Genomic DNA, 17,924 nt, shown 5'->3' with positions numbered 1-17,924 from the left:
TTCCAAACCTGATCGACCACTTCTTCCGTCGCCGTCCCCGGCATCGGAAACAGATGAAAAAAAGGCCAGAAGCATGAACCCCTTGTTTCCCTCGCGCGCCGGCCGCCTGCCGGCATTGGGCGCGCTAGCCGCTGCGCTGGCATTGAGCGCCTGCACGACCGGCCCGGACTACCGGCGCCCCGAATACCAGGACACCCCGCTGCGCAACGTCGCCCTGCTGCAACAGCGCTCCGCGCAAACGCCGGCGCCGGCGCTGGATCATTGGTGGGACGGGTTCGACGACCCGGTGCTGAGCGACATCATCCAGCGCGTGCTGGCGCAGAACCTGGATTTGTCGGCAGCGTTCGCGCGCGTCGAACAGGCCAGGCCAGCGCACGCATCGCCGGCGCCCGCCGCTTGCCGGAAGGCGAACTCAGCGGCCAGGCCGCGCGCGCCAGGCAATCGCTGCAAAGTCCGCTGGGCGAGATCGCCAGCGGCTTCCCCGGCTACCAGCGCACGCAGAACCTGTTCGAACTGGACGCCGGCGCCAGCTGGGAGCTGGACCTGGCCGGCGCCTTGAAGCGCGGCGCACAGGCGGCCGATGCCGAGCTGCAGGCGGCCCAGGCGCAGCAGCTCGGCGTGCGCATATCGGTGGCGGCGGAAGCGGCCGATGCCTACTTCCGCATCCGCGGCGCGCAGGCACGCATCGCGCTGGCCGAACACCAGGTCAAGGCCAGCGCCGAGCTCGGCGAAATCGTGCGGCTGCGCCTCAAGGATGGCCTGGCGAGCGTGGCCGAGATCGCCCAGGCCGATGCCCGCCTGGCGCAATCGCGTGCGGCGCTGCCGCCGCTGCGCATCGAACTGGAGCGCCAGACCAACCGCCTCGACGTGCTGATGGGCGCCGCGCCCGGGACTTACGCGCAACGACTTTCCGAAGGCGCCGACACCGGCCGCGTGCCAGCCATCGCGGTGTCGCAAAGCAGCGTGGAACTGATGCGCCGCCGGCCCGACGTGATCGCGGCCGAGCGCAGGCTGGCCGCGTCCAACGAACGCATCGGCCAGGCGATGGCGGCGTGGTATCCCGACCTGTCGCTGTCGGCGCTGCTGGGCTTCCAGAGCCTGGGGGCGGCCGGCTTCCTGACGGCCGACAGCCTGCAGGCCCAAGGCGGGCTCGGCTTGCGCTGGCGCCTGTTCGACTTCGGCCGCATCGATGCCGAGATCGCGCGCGCCGAAGGCGCCCATGCGGAAGCCTTGGCGCTGTACCGCAAGAGCATGCTGACGGCGGTAGAGGATGTGGCAAACGCCATCATGGCGCTGGTGCAACTGGAACAGCAGTCGCGCGAACTGGCGGCGCAGGTCGATGCCCAGCAACGCGCGCGCGGCAACGCCGAGCAAGCCTACCAGGGCGGCGTGCTGAGCCTGGCCGAGGTGCTGACCGAAGACCGCTTGCTGCTGGCGGCGCAGGACCAGATGGCGCAGGTGCATGCCGACAACGCGCGGGCGGCGGTGTCGGTGTTCCGGGCGCTGGGGGGTGGCTGGTAATGAAGCGGGAGATGCCCGGGATGCCCGGGACGCCCAAGGCGGCCCAGGCATCCCGATCTCAGGACGACACGCGCGCCTGATGCGCCTCGTAGGTCTTCAGGTGCAGATAGGCCAGCTGCAGCAGCGTGGTCTTGGCGCCCTTGGCGTCGCCGCGGCGGATCAGGTCGCCGACGATGTGGTCGGCCTCGATCCGGTTGCCGTTGCCGATGTCGCGGAACATCGATGCCGTCAGCGATGAACCATGCTCGGTCAGCATGCCGCGCGTGCGGTTGTAGAAGCTCTCGCCCGGCTGGTAGCCCTGCAGCCCGGCGATGCCGGCGCATTCGGCCAGCATGCCTTCGATAAAGGCCTGGCCGCCCGGCCCTTGCAGGATGTCTCCCACCGAGGCGCGCATCAGCGAGGTGGCGCTGGCCAGCGTGGCCAGCATGATCCATTTTTCCCACATCGATTGCAGGATGTTCTCGCTCAGCTTGACGTCGAATCCGGCGCCGGAGAGGGCATCGCAGATCGCCTGCGCGCGCGCGGTGATGCCGCCGCCGCGTTCGCCGAAGGTCAGGCCGGCGACACTGTTCAGGTGCACGATGGCGCCGTCGGCGTCGAGCGTGCCGGCGACCACGCACTGGCCGCCCAGCACGGCGGCGGCGCCGAAACGCTGCTCCAGGATGTCGAGGTGCTGCATGCCGTTGAGCAGCGGCAGGATTGCCGTCTGCGCACCCATCGCCGGCGCCAGCGATTCGATCGCGCTCTCCAGGTCGTAGGCCTTGCAACTCAACACCACCAGGTCGTAATGCGGAACCAGTTCGGTCGTATCGAGCAGGCGGGCATCGCGCAGCGTCAGGTCGCCCATCGGGCTTTTCACGCGCAGGCCGCGTTCACGCAGCAGCGCCGCGCGCTGCGGGCGCACCAGGAAGCCGACGTCGCGGCCGGCCGCATGCAGGCGCGCGCCGAAATAGCCGCCGACGGCGCCGGCGCCTACGATCAATGTCTTCATCTTTTCTCCTTGTGGTCTGTGCCCGCATCGCTGCTGGCGGCAAGCTGGTTCTCAAGCCTTGCCATTGTGGCCGCTTTCAGCTTTCCTTGCTGGCGCCAGCGCGCCGCGCAAGGTACAGGCGGCCCCAGCCGCGCAGGGCGGCGATCACCGGCTGCAGCGCGCGGCCGGCTTCGGTCAGCACGTATTCGTCGCGCGGCGGATGCTCGCGGTAGCGGCGTCGTTGCATCAGGCCGGCGTCGACCATCGCCTGCAGGCGGCGCGAGAGGATGGCGGGGGAAATGTCGAGATTGCGGCGGAATTGCTCGAAGCGCGTCATGCCGCGCAGGGCATCGCGCACGATCAGTACGGTCCACCATTCCCCGATCAGTTGCAGCGAGCCGGCCACCGGGCAGGGCTGGCCCTGCCGCGTCAACTGGCGCGCCGCCTGCGCCGCCCGCACCTGCTGGCGCGAGCCGGGCAAGCCGGCTGGATGGTCCGGCTGGGCGGCCGTGCGCGGGCGGGACTTAGCCGGCATGGTCCAGATAGCGCGCGGCGGGCCGGTTGCGCGAGAGGTTGGGGCCCAGCGCATGGCGCGCGGAGGTGAGCGCGTTCCAGTCGGCAACGTCCGGCAGCGAAGGGATGGTGACGGCTTCGCCCTGGTCGAATCCGGCCAGGGCGGCATCCACCATGTCGCCGACTTCCATCAACATTTCCGCCGGCAGCTGATCGATGCTGCCGCCGGAGCGTTGCCAGATCTCGGTGCGCGTGGCGCCGGGCAGCACCGCCTGCACCTGCACGCCCAGCGGGCCGAGTTCCTGCTGCATCGACTGGCTCAGGTTCAGCACGTAGGCCTTGGTGCCGCTGTAGGCGCCATTGAACATTTCCGGCGCCAGCGCCAGCACCGAGGCGACATTGATGATCGCGCCGCTGCCGCGCCGGCCGAAGTTGGCGGCGGCCGCCGCGGCCAGGCGCGTGACCGCCACCACGTTCAGCTGGAGCATCGCCTCGTAACGGTCGATGTCGGCCTCGATCAGCTTGCCCTGCACCGCCATGCCGGCATTGTTGAGCAGGAGCGTGATATCGGCGTCGCCGCGCAGGCGCTGCTCGACCTTGAGCAGGTCGGCCTTGGCGGTCAGGTCGGCCGGCAGCACCTCCACCTGCACGCCGTGCTTGCCGCGCAATTCGGCGGCGAGCTGCTCCAGCCGGGCGGCGTCGCGCGCCGCCAGCAGCAAGTCGTAGCCGCGCGCCGCCAGGCGCTGCGCGTAGGTTGCGCCGATGCCGGCCGATGCGCCGGTGATAAGGGCCTTGCCTGGCCGTTTGCTGGTATTCATTGGGTTTCCTTGTCTGCTTGGTTGGGCGATGTGCCTGGTTCGAGGGAGTGTTGCCGGGTGCGGCGACTTACTTTCATGAAGATAGTTACTATCATTATAAAAGTAACTTGGCGGCTGTCAAGCCGGCATTTTTTCGCGCGGGCGTTTTCGCAACACCGCACCGGGCGGCAAAAAGTGACCCGCCAATGCGACAAGGGCCGCTGCCTTGCGGCGCGGCCCTCGCGGGAACGGAACAGGTTCGGGGAAAACCGCTACGGCGCCAGCAGCATGTCGGGGATGCCGCGCACCACGCGCGTGAAGACGGCAGTGCTGCCCTGGGCGCGCGATACCACCAACGCGCCGTGCAGCATCACCATCCCGTCCTCGGCGCGGCGCACAGCCTCGGCGGGCGCGAAACCGGCGTCTTCCAGCACGGCGGCGATCAGCTTGACGATGTTGCCGATGTTCTGCTTGAACTGCTGCTGGAAGTAGCCTGCCGCCTCGCCGATGGTGAACAGGTCGGTCAGGCAAGGCAGCGTGCCTCTGGCGTAAAAATCGCTCATGGCGGCGAAATAGCGCTTGAGGCGCTTTTCCGGCTCGGCATCCGAGGTCAGCAGCGGGATCACCTTCTCGCGCATCCACTGGCCGACCACTTCGATGGCGGCACGCCCCATGTCGACCTTGCCGTTGGGGAAATAGTGGTAGAGGCTGGACTTGCCCAGGCCGGTGGCGGCCGACAGGCTGGACAGGCTGGCGCCTTCATAACCGGAGCGGCGGAATTCGGAAAGCAGGATCTGCGCGACTTCTTCGCGCGACAGGCTGGGTGCAGGCATGGCGGTTTTCTGTTGGTGCGCAATGTTGCGCCTGCATGCACGGGCATGGCGGGCGCCTTCGAACGAAACTGCAACGCGGGATTGCTCCCGGGGTTGCTACCGATTATAAGACCGCTTGGCATGCCGGACGAGTCCGCTCCCGGCGCTCCGGGATAAAAAATATTTTCCATGCCGATGGTTGACAGCGGGAATCCTATCTTCTATTGTACCGATCGTTCGGTTCATTATATCGCGCAAGACCTCAGCCAGCCGGCAACATGCTTGCCGCCCATTCACCACCCGTCGGGAGAAGAAGATACCGCAACCACAATCCATCCGCCTTTACGGCTTTCCATTGTCCGGCCACGCGCACCGCGTGCGCCTGCTGCTGTCCATGCTGGGCCTGCCGCACGAGGTGGTCGATGTCGACCTGCCGCACGGCCAGCACAAGCAGCCGGAATTCCTCGCACTCAATCCGCGCGGCCAGGTTCCGGTGATCGTCGACGGCGACGTTACGCTGTACGACTCCACCGCGATCCTGGTCTATCTGGCCAAGCGCTACGATGATGGGCGGTGGCTGCCGGCCGATCCGCTGGGCGCGGCGCAGGTGCAACAATTCCTGTCGCTGGCCTCGGGCGAGATATTCGAAGGCCCCAATCGCGTGCGCCTGGTGAAGCTGTTCAAGCGCGAGCTCGACTATGCGCTGGCGCACCAGAAGACCCTGGCCGTGCTGGCATTGCTCGAACGCCATCTCGATGGCCGCGACTTCCTCGCCGCCGGCCACGCCACCATCGCCGATGTGGCCTGCTATGCCTATGTCGCCCACGTGCCGGAAGGCGGCGTGGACCTGGCGCCCTATGCCAATGTGCGCGGCTGGATCGCACGCGTCGAACAGTTGCCCGGTTTCGTTCCCATGCCGGCCTCGCCGCACGCCATCGCCGCCTGAGCATCGCCGCCAAGGAGCCTGCCATGCCATCCACCCCATCCATCCCCGCACCCGGGGCGCCGGACCGGGCTTTCCATCGCGGCGAACTGCTCGCCCAGCAGCGCGCCGGCATGCTGGAGAAGATGGCAACGGTCGGCCCGCGCGTAATCCGCGACTTCATGCCCGACCAGCACCGCGCGTTCTTCGAGCAACTGCCCTTCATGGTGGTGGGGTCGGTGGATGCGGAAGGACGCCCCTGGGCCTCGATCATGAGCGGCGCGCCGGGCTTCGTGCGTTCGCCCGATGCGCGCACGCTGCAGGTGCACGGCCAACATATCGCGCCGGGAGACCCGCTGCATGGCAACCTGCGGCAAGGCGCCAGGCTGGGCCTGCTCGGCATCGAACCGCACACGCGCCGGCGCAACCGGGCCAACGGCATGGTGCAAGCGCTGTCGGACGATGGCATGGCAATCGCCATCGAGCAGAGCTTCGGCAATTGCCCCAAATACATCCAGGCGCGCCAGCCCGAACTGCTGGATGCGCATGCCCTGCCCGCTGCAGCGATCACCGACGCTCCCGCGCTCACCCCGCAGATGGCGCAGATGATCGGCCGCGCCGACACCTTCTTCATCGCCACCGCACTGGCGAGCGACGATGAAGAAGCGCGGGGAGCAGGCCGGCGCCACGGCGTCGATGTATCGCACCGCGGCGGCAAACCCGGTTTCGTCCGGATCGATGGCGACCACATACTGACCGTGCCGGACTTCATCGGCAATTCGTTCTTCAACACCATCGGCAACCTGCTGCTGCAGCCGCGCGCCGGACTGCTGTTCGCGGATTTCGACAACGGCGCCCTGCTCTACCTTGCGGTGCGCGGCGAAGTGATCTGGGAGGGACCGGAGGTGGACGCCTTCACGGGCGCGCAGCGGCTGCTGCGGTTTTCGGTGGAATCGGCGCGGCTGGTACGGCATGCGCTGCCGTTGCGCTGGAAGCCGCCGGAGCTGTCGCCGTTCCTGGCGGCGACCGGGGCGTGGAATTGAATGACCGTCGCCCTGGCGAAAGTCAGGGTCCAGCGTCGTTCAACGGCCGTTGATGCGCAACGGAAGACACTGGATCCCGGCCTTCGCCGGGATGACGCGTTGCAAGCGGGAAGATTGGCTGAACGCAAAAAAACAAGGGCGCCGGAAATCCAGCGCCCTTGCCTTGTCCATCAGGTCAACACGATCAGACCGCGCTCACATCCAGCGGCGCTTCGGTCTTCTCGATCACTTCTTCCTTGGTCACGCCGGCGGCCAGTTCGATCAGCTTCAGGCCGTTCGGGGTGACGTCGATCACGCCGAGGTCGGTGATGATGCGGTTGACCACGCCCACGCCGGTCAGCGGCAGGTTGCATTCCTTCAGGATCTTCTTCGAGGTGGAACCGTCCTTGGCCTTGGCCACGTGTTCCATCAGCACCACCACGCGGCCGACGCCGGCCACCAGGTCCATCGCGCCGCCCATGCCCTTGACCATCTTGCCGGGGATCATCCAGTTGGCCAGGTCGCCTTTGCCGGAAACCTGCATCGCGCCCAGGATGGCGATGTTGATCTTGCCGCCTCGGATCATGCCGAACGAGTCCGCCGAGCTGAAGAAGGACGAGCCGGGGATGGTGGTCACGGTCTGCTTGCCGGCGTTGATCAGGTCGGGATCGACCTTGTCTTCGGTCGGAAAGGGGCCGATGCCGAGCAGGCCGTTTTCCGACTGCAGCCACACTTCGATGTCGGCCGGCACGTGGTTCGCCACCAGGGTCGGCAAGCCGATGCCGAGGTTGACGTAGAAGCCGTCCTGCAATTCCTTCGCTGCGCGCGCAGCCATTTCATCTCTGGTCCAAGCCATTGCTGTCTCCTTATTTCGCCGCGCTGACGGTGCGTTGTTCGATGCGCTTTTCCGGCGTGGCGTTGACCACGATGCGGTGCACGAAAATGCCGGCGGTATGGATCTGGTCCGGATCGAGCTGGCCGACCTCGACCAGTTCTTCCACCTCGACCACGGTGATCTTGCCGGCCATGGCGACGTTGGGATTGAAGTTGCGCGCGGTCTTGTTGAACACCAGGTTGCCTGCCTTGTCGGCCTTCTGCGCCTTGACCAGCGAGACGTCGGCCACCAGCGAGCGCTCCATGACGTACCTGGCGCCGTCGAATTCGCGGATTTCCTTGCCTTCGGCCACCAGCGTGCCCACGCCGGTCTTGGTGAAGAACGCCGGAATGCCGGCGCCGCCGGCGCGCAGCTTCTCGGCCAGCGTGCCTTGCGGGGTGAATTCCAGTTCCAGTTCGCCGGCCAGGTACTGGCGCTCGAACTCCTTGTTCTCGCCCACGTAGGAGGCGATCATCTTCTTGATCTGGCGGGTGGAGAGCAGCTGGCCCAGGCCGAAGCCGTCGACCCCGGCGTTGTTCGAGATGGCGGTCAGGTTCTGCACGCCCGAATCGCGCAGGGCGGCGATCAACGCCTCTGGGATGCCACACAGGCCAAAGCCGCCGACCGCGATGGTCTGGCCGTCCTTGACGATGTCTTTCAACGCGGTGGCCGCGTCTGGATACACTTTGTTCACGAGTCTCCTTTCGGCTCTTGTCTTGCGAGCGTAGCTGCACATTGTGCTATTAAAAAGCGCCAATCATCATAGGTCAGCGAAATAGGCCATACAATACGGTAAAAATACCTGGCGCAATGCAGCATACACCGAGCTGCAGCCGCCAGGCTCGAGGGAACCCCAGGATATCCGCAGCACACCATGAGCACCCCACCGGCCATCGATTTCGAACAGGTATTCATGCATGCCCCGATCGGCATGTGCGTCTCGCATAACCGCATCATCCAGCAGGGCAACCTGGCGATGGCGGCGATGTTCGGCTATGCGGTCGAGGACTTGCGCCAGATGTCGTTCCAGGAAATCTACCCGACCGCCGACGAGTTCGAACGCACCGGCCTGCGCCTGGTGCCCATCCTCAACGAAAAGGGTTTCTACTCCGACGAGCGCATCATGAAGCGCGCCAGCGACGAAATGTTCTGGTGCCACGTCACCGGCCATTCGCTGGTGCAGGGCGATCCGCATGCGGCCGGCATCTGGACCTTCGAGGATGTCAGCGCCAAGCGCCCGATCGCGCCGGGCCTGACGCCGCGCGAGCGCGAGATCGCGGCGCTGCTGGTGGAAGGCAAGACCAGCAAGCTGATCGCGCGCCAGGTGGAACTGAGCCCGCGCACGGTGGAGATGCACCGGGCCCGGCTGATGCGCAAGTTCGCCGCATCGACGTCTTCCGAACTGGTTCACAAGCTGCTCAGCATTACCCCCTGATCGCCCTCTTCCGGCGCTCAGAACGGCTGCCCGCCGAAACGTTCCGCCAGGAAATCGAGCATCGTGCGCAAGGTCGCCGGCATGTGCTTGCGCGAGGCATACACGGCGTACATGCCGAGCTGGATCGGCTCGTACTCCGGCAGCAATTGCACCAGTTGCCCGGAAGCCACCAGCGGCGCCGCCGAATAGGCCGGCATGTGGCCGATGCCCACCCCGGCCAGCACCGCCTGCAGCAACACTGTCACCTCGTTGGCGCTGATACTGCCGCCCACCGCCACCGAAGCCGGCTTGGCGCCCCGTCCCTTGCCTTCGAACTGCCACAGGCTGCGGCCGACGTAGGAGTGCGTGAGGCAATTGTGCAGGGCCAGGTCTTCCACCTTCTTCGGCGTACCGTGGCGCACCAGGTAATCGGGCGCGGCGCAGATCACCGAACGGCACACGGTCAGCTTGCGCGCGATCAGGTTGGGTTCCAGCCGCGTGGTCATGCGGATGGCCAGGTCGATGCGTTCCTCCACCAGGTTCACCGTGCGGTCCAGCGCCACCAGGTCGACCGCCACTTCCGAATAGCGGCGGCCATACTCCACCACCGCCTGCACCAGCTGGCTCTGCGTGAACGACGTGCTGGAGGTGATGCGCAGCAAGCCGCGCGGCGTCTCGCCGGGGGCGTCGACGGCGTGGCGCATGTCGTCGGAAAACTCCAGCATCTGCCGGCAGCGCGGCAGGATTTCGTTGCCGGCCGGGGTCAGCGACAGCCGGCGCGTGGTCCGGTGCAGCAGGCGCGCGCCGACCCATTCCTCCAGTTCGGCCACATAGCGCGACACCACCGGCCGCGACAGGTCGAGCTGCTGGGCCGCCGCCGACAGGCTGCCGCCATCGACCACCGCCACGAATACTTGCATTGCCGTCAATCTGTCCATCGTGCACCCGCCTGTCGATCTGAACGTTTTTAGAAACAAACTGTGATCGATTATGCTGTTTTTAAAAAACAAAAGCGAATCTATGATGAGTACTCCTTCCACCGATACGGAATCTCGCCATGAACTTCCCTACCTGCCTGCTGCGTCGCGCCCTGGCGCTGGCCGCCACCGGTTTCATCGCGGCCGGCGCGCAAGCCGCCGACGCGCTCAAGCTGGACGTCTACAACCCCGGCAAGCAAGCCATCTTCCCTGTCTCGTCGGTACTGGTCAGCGGCCAGCGCGAAGCGATCCTGGTCGATGCGCAGTTCGGCAAGCGCGAAGCGCAGCAAGTGGTGGAGAAGATCCGCGCCAGCGGCAAGAAGCTGACCACCATCTACATCAGCCACGGCGACCCGGACTACTACTTCGGCCTGGACACCATCCACGCCGCCTATCCGGATGCGAAGATCGTGGCCACCCCGCAAACCGTGGCGCACATCCGCGAAACCGTGGAAGGCAAGCTGGCCTATTGGGGCCCCAAGCTGGGCGACAACGCGCCGGCCGTGACCATCGTGCCCGAAGTGCTGAAGGGTCGCAGCCTGACGCTGGAAGGCCGCAAGCTGGACATCATGGGCCTGGACAGCCCGCAACCGGAACGCAGCTTCGTGTGGATTCCGTCGATCAAGGCGGTGGTCGGCGGCGTGGTGGTGGACGGCAAGATGCATGTCTGGATCGCCGATACGCAAAGCCTGAAGTCGCGCAAGGATTGGCTGGGCACGCTGAACCGCATCGAGAAACTGAAACCGAAGGTCGTGGTGCCGGGCCACTTTTCTGAAGGCGCGCCGCTGGACATCGAATCGGTGCGCTTCACCCGCGATTACCTGAAGGCTTTCGACGAAGAAGCCGCCAAGGCCGCCGACTCTACCGCACTGATCGCCGCCATGCAGCAGCGCTATCCGGAACTGGGCGACAGCGCTTCGCTGGAACTCTCCGCCAAGGTCATCAAGGGCGAGATGAAGTGGCCCTGAGCCAATTCTCAACCCTCAACCGCCCACCACATCAACTGAACCGAAAGGAAACACCATGAACATCGCCATCATCGGCGCCACCGGCAACGTCGGCAGCCGCATCCTCGAAGAAGCCCTGCGCCGCGGCCACAGCGTCATCGCCATCGCCCGCGACGCCTCCAAGATCGCAGCGCGCGCCAGCGTCACCGCCCGCAGCGCCGACGTCAAGGACACCGCCGCCCTGGCTGCCGCCATCCAGGGCGCCGACGTGGTCGTTTCCAGCGGCCGCTTCGCCAGTTTCAAGGCGGCCGACCTGCTGCCCCCAGTCAAGCAGGCGGGAGTCAAGCGCATCGCGGTCGTCGGCGGCGCCGGCAGCCTGGAAATCGCACCGGGCAAGGCGCTGATCGATACCCCGGAATTCCCCGCCGAATACAAGCCGGAAGCCTCGGCCGGGCGCGACTTCCTGAACGACCTGCGCAAGGAACAGGACATCGCCTGGACGTTCCTGTCGCCGTCCGCGCTGTTCGTGCCGGGCGAGCGCACCGGCAAGTTCCGCCTGGGCCAGGACCAGCTGCTGGTGGCCGCCGACGGCAAGAGTTCGATTTCCTATGAGGACTTCGCCATCGCCCTGCTCGATGAGCTGGAACAGCCGAAGCATGTGCGTGCGCGTTTCACGGTAGGCTACTGAGCATGAGCGCTGCAACCCAAGTTCTCCACTACATCCACGACCCGCTGTGCGGCTGGTGCTACGGCGCCGCGCCGCTGGTGGCGGCCGCGCGCCGCGTGTTGCCGGTACAGGCGCACGGCGGCGGCATGATGGCGGGCCGCAACCGGCGCCGGGTCGATGCCGGGTTGCGCGACTATGTGATGCCGCACGACCGCCGCATCGCGCAGCTGACCGGGCAGGTCTTTGGCGAGCATTACTTCAACGGCCTGCTCAAAGATACCGATGCGGTATTCGACTCGGCCCCGCCGATTGCGGCCGTGCTGGCCATGCAGGCGCTCAAGGGCAATGACGCCGGGCTGGACATGCTGGCCGCGATCCAGCGCGCGCATTACCAGGATGGCCTGCGCATCTCCGATGAAGGCACGCTGGTTGAACTGGCGCAGAAGCTGGGCGCCGATGCGGATGCTTTTACGCAGGCCTTGCGCAAGATCGAAGAAGAGGAACTGGCCCGGCACATCGAAGCCAGCCGCGCACTGCTGAACCAGGTCGGCGGACGCGGCTTCCCCACCTTCGTGCTGCAGCGGGGCGATGCGCTGGAAGTGCTGGATACGGGAATGTGGCTGGGGCGACCGCAGGAATGGGCGCAGTTCCTGCAGCAGCAAACCCGCGGCGAGACGGCTGGCCATGCCGGTTCATCGGTCGCGCAATGCGATATCGACGGCGGTAATTGCAACTAAGCCGTCTCCATCGATCCGTCCTCCCGACGCAAGCCGGGATGAGGCTGCAATGCCGTTCAGTTAAGACTAATTCTGAAACAGACCCCGTTCGGGCTGAGTAGGCCCGCCAGGGCCGTATCGAAGCCAGCGTGTCACCGTTGGCGCTCTTGCCTGCCCTTCGATACGCTGCTTGCGCAGCTACTCAGGGCGAACGGAGTCTGGACTGCACAAACACAATGCCGTTCAGTGCTTAACTGAACGGCATTAGGGATGAGGCTACATCTTTGCTGCGTCTCTTTTATAACGGCAATCCCAACAGCTTCAACTGCGCACGCGTCTGTCCCGCATCCACATGATGGATGCCGTGCCATCCCAAGGCCTGCGCCGCCTCGATATTCTTCTTCACGTCGTCGATGAACACCAGCTCGCCCGGTTTCAAGTCGGGCAGATGGCGGCCATAGCGCGCCAGCGCGATCTGGTAGATGCGCGCATCGGGCTTGATGCATTTCTCTTCGCCCGACACCACGATGTCCTGGAACACGCCAAGGAAATCATAGTTGTCGCGCGCGAACGGAAAGGTCTCGGCCGACCAGTTGGTCAGGCCGAACAGCGGCACCTGCTTCGCATGCAGTTCCTTCAACAGCGCCACGCCGTCATCCAGCGGACCGCGCAGCATTTCCTTCCAGCGGTCGTAGAAGGCGCGGATCAGGCTTTCATGCTGCGGATGCTGCCGCACCAGCAACTCGGTGCCTTCGGCCAGCGAGCGCCCGGCGTCCTGCTGGATATTCCATTCGGGCGAACAGACCTTGGTGAGGAAATGCAGGCGCTCGGCATCGTTGGCGATCAGGTGTTGGTAGACGTGCAGCGGGCTCCAGTCGAACAGCACGCCGCCAAAGTCGAACACGACGGCGCGAATGCCGGAAGTCGGGGTAGTGATGCTCATGCGTGGCGTTCCTCGCGAATGTGGAACGGCCATTCTACTGTCGCGCCATGACGCCTGCGTGAAGAAGTGTAAGCGGTTCTTGCTACAGGGAGCGGAAGAAATCGAACAGCTCAGGCGCATCCGCGTAACCCACATTGAAACGGAAGCTGGCCTGCTCCGGCGCATCCAGGTGGAAGAAATCGCCGGGCGCCAGCCAGATGCCTTTCTGCCGCGCGCGGTCGGCGATCTCGCGCGCCGACAGGCCGCTGCCTTCCAGCGTGGCCCAGGTGAACATGCCGCCGCGTGCGGCGGTAAACGGCGTCAACCCGGCTTCGGCCAGCTTGGCGTTGAGCGTGGACTGGGCATTCAACAGCGTGGCGTTCAACGTCTGCACATGGCGCCGGTGGTGGCCTTCGGTCAGCACGTTGTGTACCAGGCGCTCGTTGATCTCGGAATTGGTGAGCGTGAGCACCATCTTGGTATGCACGATCTGGCGCGCCAGGTCGCGCTGGCAGGCGACGTAACCCACGCGCAGCGAAGGCGCGATGGTCTTGGAATAGCTGCCCACGTAGATCACCCGCTGCAGGCCGTCCAATGCGGCCAGCATGGGATCGGTGGCCTGGCCCAGCTCGCGGAAGATGTCGTCTTCCACCACCCAGAAACCGTGCCGCTCGGCCGCCTGCAGCACGCGCATGGCGCAGGCCGGGGTGTAGGACGTGCCGGTCGGATTCTGCAGCACGCTGGTGGTGAAGAACATCTTGGGCCGGTGCGCGCGCGCCAGCGTTTCCAGCGTGTCGGTATCGACGCCGCCCGGCGTGCGCGGCACGCCGATCACGTCCAGCCCGGCCAGGCGCAACATGGCGATCAGGTTGCAATAGCCGGGATCGTCGATCAGCACCGTGTCGCCGGGCTGGGTCATGGTGCGGATCACCAGGTCCAGCGCCTGCGTGGCGCCGTGCGTGGTCAGCACCTGGTCGATGGCCACGTCCAGCGACCAATTGCCGAGGAATTGCGCGATCAGCTGGCGCAGCGGCGCATAGCCGAAAGGATGGCCGTAGCCGACCTGCTGCGCGCCGGGCGAACGGATGATACGGCGCTCGGCCTGGTGCAGGCCTTCATCGTTCAGCCACTTGCCGGGCAGCCAGCCGCAACCGGCCTTGATCGGCACCCGCTCGTCGGCGAACATTTCCGACAGCAGCCAGGCCGAGTCGATCACCGGCTCGTGCGGCGTGAACACCGCGCGCGCGCCGGACTGCCCGGCGCGCGCGGCGACGAAGAAGCCGGCCCCGCGCCGCGCCAGCAGCATGCCGCGCGCCACCAGCTGCTCATAGGCCTCGACCACGGTGGAGGCGCCGATGCCGTGGCTTCCGGCCAGTTGTCGCACCGACGGCAGGCGCTCGCCGGAGCGCAGTTCGCCGCGCTCGATCAGCAGCGCCAACCCGTCGGCCACCTGCTCCACCAGCCGGGCGGCGGTATTCCTTTGCAAATCCAGTTGCAGCGGTGCGCGCTGGAGCTTGGCCATGGACATCCTTTCGGCGTGCAGTCGGGCGAGTTCATTGGTCGACCGACTGGAGTGTTTTGCTTTTCCAAGAAGTGTATTGCTTCCGGCTGGCGCAACCTGCGATGCCCTCTCCCTGGCATGAATGGCCGAAATCAGCGCCATTCGACGTTTACCGGCAATACGACCGGATCAGCCGCACGCTGGCATTCCCGCCAGATGAATCAATACAGTTCGCTCAAATAAACAATACAGTCTTGGATCAAATTAAAAAGTGTAGCTAACAATACTGCCAGTGTCTGGCAATAATCAAGCCATTCATCAAGTCATTCCCAACTTCGTCAACCCTCACCCTGCCACGGTGCGCCCCATGACTACTTCCGAACAGAAACCCGGCCTGTCGGCCTACTGGATGCCCTTCACCGCCAACCGCAACTTCAAGGCCAGCCCGCGTATGCTGGTCTCGGCCGAAGGCATGCATTATCGCGACGACGCCGGCAACGCCATCCTCGACGGCACCGCCGGCCTGTGGTGCGTGCCGCTGGGCCACGCCCATCCCAAGATCGTGTCGGCCGTGCAGAAGTCGGTGGCCACGCTGGACTACGCGCCGTCCTTCCAGCTCGGCCACCCGAGCGCCTTCGAACTGGCCGAGCGCCTCAAGGCCTATACCGGCAACCGCTTCGCCAACGTGTTCTACACCGGCTCCGGTTCGGAAGCGGTGGATACGGCGCTGAAGATCGCGCTGGCCTACCACCGCGCCAAGGGCAACGCCACCCGCACCCGCCTGATCGGCCGCGAGCGCGGCTACCATGGCGTCGGTTTCGGCGGCATGTCGGTGGGCGGCATCGGCGGCAACCGCAAGACCTTCAGCAGCGCGCTGATCGCGGGCGTGGACCACCTGCCGCACACCCACAACCTGGAAAAGAACGCTTTCACCAAGGGCCAGCCGGAATACGGCGCGCACCTGGCCGACGAGCTGGAACACCTGGTCGCGCTGCACGACGCCTCCAACATCGCCGCCGTGATCGTGGAGCCGGTGGCCGGTTCCACCGGCGTGCTGGTGCCGCCCAAGGGTTATCTCAAGCGCCTGCGCGAGCTGTGCAGCAAGCACGGCATCCTGCTGATCTTCGATGAGGTGATCACCGGCTTCGGCCGCCTGGGCACGCCGTTCGCCTCCGACTACTTCGATGTCGAACCGGACATCTTCACCACCGCCAAGGGCCTGACCAACGGCGTGGTGCCGATGGGCGCGGTGTTCGTCAAGCCGGAGATCCACGACGCCTTCATGCAAGGCCCGGACGGCATCGAACTGTTCCACGGCTATACCTATTCCGGCCACCCGCTGGCCTGCGCCGCCGGCCTGGCTTCGCTGGACGTGTTCCAGCAGGAAGGCGTGCTGGAGCATGCGCAGTCGGTATCGGACTATTTCCAGGATGCGGCGCATGCGCTGCGCGGCCTGCCGCATGTGATCGACGTGCGCACCATCGGCCTGATCGCCGGCATCGAACTGGCCTCGATCCCGGGCAAGGTCGGCGCGCGCGCCTACGACGCCTTCGTGCGCGCCTTCAACGACGGCATCCTGATCCGCGTGACCGGCGACATCATCGCGCTGTCGCCGCCGCTGGTCATCAACAAGCAGCAGATCGACGAGCTGTTCGGCAAGCTGGCCGCGATCCTCAAGACGCTGGCCTGACCACGGCTGGCCTGACCACAGCCGGCCTGATCACAAATAACGGAGCAACGGGCAACAATGGAAAAGATCACCCACTACATCGGCGGCAAGCGCGTCGATACCGCCAGCGGCCGCTACGCCGATGTATTCAACCCGGCGCTGGGCGTGCCGGTGGCGCAAGTCGCGCTGGGCACGGCCAATGAGGTCGACGCCGCCGTCAAGTCCGGCGCCGCCGCCTTCCCCGCCTGGTCCAACACCCCGCCGCTGACCCGCGCGCGCGTGCTGTTCCGCTTCCTGCACCTGATCCAGCAACGCGCCGACGACTTCGCGCGCATCATCGTGCGCGAACACGGCAAGACTTTTTCCGACGCACAAGGCGAAGTCGCGCGCGGCATCGAGATCGTCGAGTTCGCCGCCGGCATCCCGCAGATGTTGAAGGGCGAATACACCGACCAGATCGCGCGCGGCATCGACGCCTGGTCGATGCGCCAGCCGCTGGGCGTGGTGGCCGGCATCACGCCGTTCAACTTCCCGGCGATGGTGCCGATGTGGATGTTCCCCATCGCCATCGCCTGCGGCAACAGCTTCGTGCTCAAGCCCTCCGAACGCGATCCGTCCGCCGCCTTGCTGATCGCCGAACTGCTGCAGGAAGCCGGCTTGCCGGATGGCGTGTTCAACGTCGTGCAGGGCGACAAGGTGACCGTCGATGCGTTGCTCGACCACCCGCAGGTCAAGGCCATCAGCTTCGTCGGCTCGACCCCGATCGCCGAATACATCTACGCGCGCGGCAGCGCCAAGGGCAAGCGCGTGCAAGCGCTGGGCGGCGCCAAGAACCACATGGTGGTCATGCCCGACGCCGACATGGCGCTGGCAGTCGACGCGCTGATGGGCGCGGCCTTCGGTTCGGCCGGCGAACGCTGCATGGCGATCTCGGTGGCGGTGGCCGTGGGCGCGGCCGGCGACAAGCTGGTGGAAGCCCTGGCCGAACGCGCGCGCAACCTGAAGATCAACGAAGGCATGGCCGCCGGCGCCGAAATGGGCCCGGTGGTGACTGCCGCGGCCAAGGAACGCATCGAAGGCCTGATCGGCCGCGGCGTGGAAGAAGGCGCCAGGCTGGTAGTCGACGGCCGCGGCCACAAAGTGGCCGGTTTCGAGAAGGGCTTCTTCGTCGGCGGCACGCTGTTCGACCATGTCACGCCCGACATGACCATCTACAAGGAAGAGATCTTCGGCCCGGTGCTGTGCGTGCTGCGCGCGCCCGACATCGCCAGCGCGGTGGAACTGATCAACGCGCATGAATACGGCAATGGCGTGGCGGTGTACACGCGCGACGGCGGCGTGGCGCGCGAGTTCGTGCGCCAGATCGAAGTCGGCATGGTCGGCGTGAACGTGCCGCTGCCGGTGCCGATGGCGTTCTCCAGCTTCGGCGGATGGAAGCGCAGCCTGTTTGGCGACCATCACATGTACGGACCGGAAGGCGTGCGTTTCTATACGCGCGCCAAGGCGGTGATGCAGCGCTGGCCGAACACCGCAAGCGCTGGAGCGGAGTTCGCGTTCCCGCAGATGAAATAAGGAAACGATGAAAAACGGCATGAGTCCTTCATGCCGTTTTTTGTTTTTCCACGCCGCGGGAACTGCCGGTTGTTGGTGCCGGAAAGCAGCGGCGCGGCACAAAATGCA

General features: G+C 65.8%; 17 protein-coding genes and 1 pseudogene. 9 read left to right on the top strand and 9 right to left on the bottom strand.

Going from position 1 to position 17,924, the window contains the following annotated elements; translation table 11 throughout:
- Positions 1-73 precede the first annotated feature (73 nt).
- Positions 74-1,521: pseudogene (locus FB598_RS05745) on the top strand (efflux transporter outer membrane subunit).
- Positions 1,522-1,579: 58 nt separating this feature from the next.
- Here the strand turns inward: FB598_RS05745 and panE are convergent.
- From panE to FB598_RS05725, 4 genes are all read right to left on the bottom strand, one after another.
- Positions 1,580-2,512, bottom strand: a complete 933-nt coding sequence (panE, locus tag FB598_RS05740) for a 2-dehydropantoate 2-reductase (RefSeq protein ID WP_141914069.1) — start codon at positions 2,510-2,512, stop codon at positions 1,580-1,582.
- Positions 2,513-2,588: 76 nt separating this feature from the next.
- Entirely contained in the window at positions 2,589-3,026 is a 438-nt protein-coding gene (locus FB598_RS05735; protein WP_141914070.1) for a helix-turn-helix domain-containing protein, read from the bottom strand.
- Complete coding sequence (locus FB598_RS05730) at positions 3,016-3,822, bottom strand: SDR family oxidoreductase (protein ID WP_141914071.1); 807 nt, start codon at positions 3,820-3,822, stop codon at positions 3,016-3,018. Before FB598_RS05730 ends, FB598_RS05735 begins: the two co-directional genes overlap by 11 nt.
- A gap of 251 nt (positions 3,823-4,073) precedes the next feature.
- Entirely contained in the window at positions 4,074-4,634 is a 561-nt protein-coding gene (locus tag FB598_RS05725; RefSeq protein ID WP_141914072.1) for a TetR/AcrR family transcriptional regulator, read from the bottom strand.
- 334 nt (positions 4,635-4,968) lie between these two features.
- Between FB598_RS05725 and FB598_RS05720 the strand changes: the two genes are divergently transcribed.
- Both FB598_RS05720 and FB598_RS05715 read left to right on the top strand, forming a co-directional pair.
- The gene (locus tag FB598_RS05720; RefSeq protein WP_370455009.1) at positions 4,969-5,559 is read left to right on the top strand and encodes a glutathione S-transferase family protein; all 591 of its coding nucleotides are present in this window, start codon (positions 4,969-4,971) and stop codon (positions 5,557-5,559) included.
- A gap of 23 nt (positions 5,560-5,582) precedes the next feature.
- A complete protein-coding gene (locus tag FB598_RS05715) occupies positions 5,583-6,578 on the top strand; it encodes a pyridoxamine 5'-phosphate oxidase family protein (protein ID WP_141914073.1) in 996 nt (331 codons plus the stop codon).
- Positions 6,579-6,762: 184 nt separating this feature from the next.
- Here the strand turns inward: FB598_RS05715 and FB598_RS05710 are convergent, their stop codons facing one another.
- Both FB598_RS05710 and FB598_RS05705 read right to left on the bottom strand, forming a co-directional pair.
- On the bottom strand, positions 6,763-7,413 hold the full coding sequence (locus FB598_RS05710; RefSeq protein WP_141914074.1) for a 3-oxoacid CoA-transferase subunit B: 651 nt from the start codon (positions 7,411-7,413) through the stop codon (positions 6,763-6,765).
- Positions 7,414-7,423: 10 nt separating this feature from the next.
- Complete coding sequence (locus tag FB598_RS05705) at positions 7,424-8,125, bottom strand: CoA transferase subunit A (protein ID WP_141914075.1); 702 nt, start codon at positions 8,123-8,125, stop codon at positions 7,424-7,426.
- A 180-nt stretch (positions 8,126-8,305) separates the two neighbouring features.
- On the opposite strand from FB598_RS05705, the gene FB598_RS05700 reads away from it, so the two are divergent.
- Positions 8,306-8,866, top strand: coding sequence for a PAS and helix-turn-helix domain-containing protein (locus FB598_RS05700; RefSeq protein WP_141914076.1), 561 nt, complete (start codon positions 8,306-8,308; stop codon positions 8,864-8,866).
- Positions 8,867-8,883: 17 nt separating this feature from the next.
- Here FB598_RS05700 and FB598_RS05695 read toward each other — a convergent pair whose 3' ends face one another.
- Positions 8,884-9,783, bottom strand: a complete 900-nt coding sequence (locus tag FB598_RS05695) for a LysR family transcriptional regulator (RefSeq protein WP_141914077.1) — start codon at positions 9,781-9,783, stop codon at positions 8,884-8,886.
- 119 nt (positions 9,784-9,902) lie between these two features.
- Between FB598_RS05695 and FB598_RS05690 the strand changes: the two genes are divergently transcribed.
- From FB598_RS05690 to FB598_RS05680, 3 genes are read left to right on the top strand one after another with little or no spacing between them, the layout of a single operon-like run.
- On the top strand, positions 9,903-10,790 hold the full coding sequence (locus FB598_RS05690) for an MBL fold metallo-hydrolase (RefSeq protein WP_141914078.1): 888 nt from the start codon (positions 9,903-9,905) through the stop codon (positions 10,788-10,790).
- A 55-nt stretch (positions 10,791-10,845) separates the two neighbouring features.
- Positions 10,846-11,457, top strand: a complete 612-nt coding sequence (locus FB598_RS05685; protein ID WP_141914079.1) for an NAD(P)-dependent oxidoreductase — start codon at positions 10,846-10,848, stop codon at positions 11,455-11,457.
- A gap of 2 nt (positions 11,458-11,459) precedes the next feature.
- Positions 11,460-12,173 carry a DsbA family protein gene (locus FB598_RS05680; protein ID WP_141914080.1) on the top strand — a complete coding sequence of 238 codons (714 nt, stop codon included), beginning with the start codon at positions 11,460-11,462 and terminating at the stop codon, positions 12,171-12,173.
- A 277-nt stretch (positions 12,174-12,450) separates the two neighbouring features.
- On the opposite strand, the gene FB598_RS05675 is transcribed toward FB598_RS05680, so the two are convergent.
- Positions 12,451-13,095, bottom strand: coding sequence for an HAD family phosphatase (locus tag FB598_RS05675; RefSeq protein WP_141914081.1), 645 nt, complete (start codon positions 13,093-13,095; stop codon positions 12,451-12,453).
- Between the two features lie 82 nt (positions 13,096-13,177).
- The gene (locus FB598_RS05670; RefSeq protein WP_141914082.1) at positions 13,178-14,596 is read right to left on the bottom strand and encodes a PLP-dependent aminotransferase family protein; all 1,419 of its coding nucleotides are present in this window, start codon (positions 14,594-14,596) and stop codon (positions 13,178-13,180) included.
- Positions 14,597-14,942: 346 nt separating this feature from the next.
- Between FB598_RS05670 and FB598_RS05665 the strand changes: the two genes are divergently transcribed.
- Positions 14,943-16,265 (top strand): aspartate aminotransferase family protein, encoded by a 1,323-nt coding sequence (locus FB598_RS05665; RefSeq protein ID WP_141914083.1) that lies wholly within the window; start codon positions 14,943-14,945, stop codon positions 16,263-16,265.
- A 57-nt stretch (positions 16,266-16,322) separates the two neighbouring features.
- Complete coding sequence (locus FB598_RS05660) at positions 16,323-17,816, top strand: CoA-acylating methylmalonate-semialdehyde dehydrogenase (RefSeq protein WP_141914084.1); 1,494 nt, start codon at positions 16,323-16,325, stop codon at positions 17,814-17,816.
- Positions 17,817-17,924: the final 108 nt, after the last annotated feature.

Source organism: Herbaspirillum sp. SJZ106 (genome assembly GCF_006715495.1).
In the GTDB taxonomy this organism is placed as follows: Bacteria; Pseudomonadota; Gammaproteobacteria; order Burkholderiales; family Burkholderiaceae_D; genus Herbaspirillum.
Note: the sequence above shows the minus strand (reverse complement) of the source record. Positions and strands in the feature narration are given on the sequence as shown.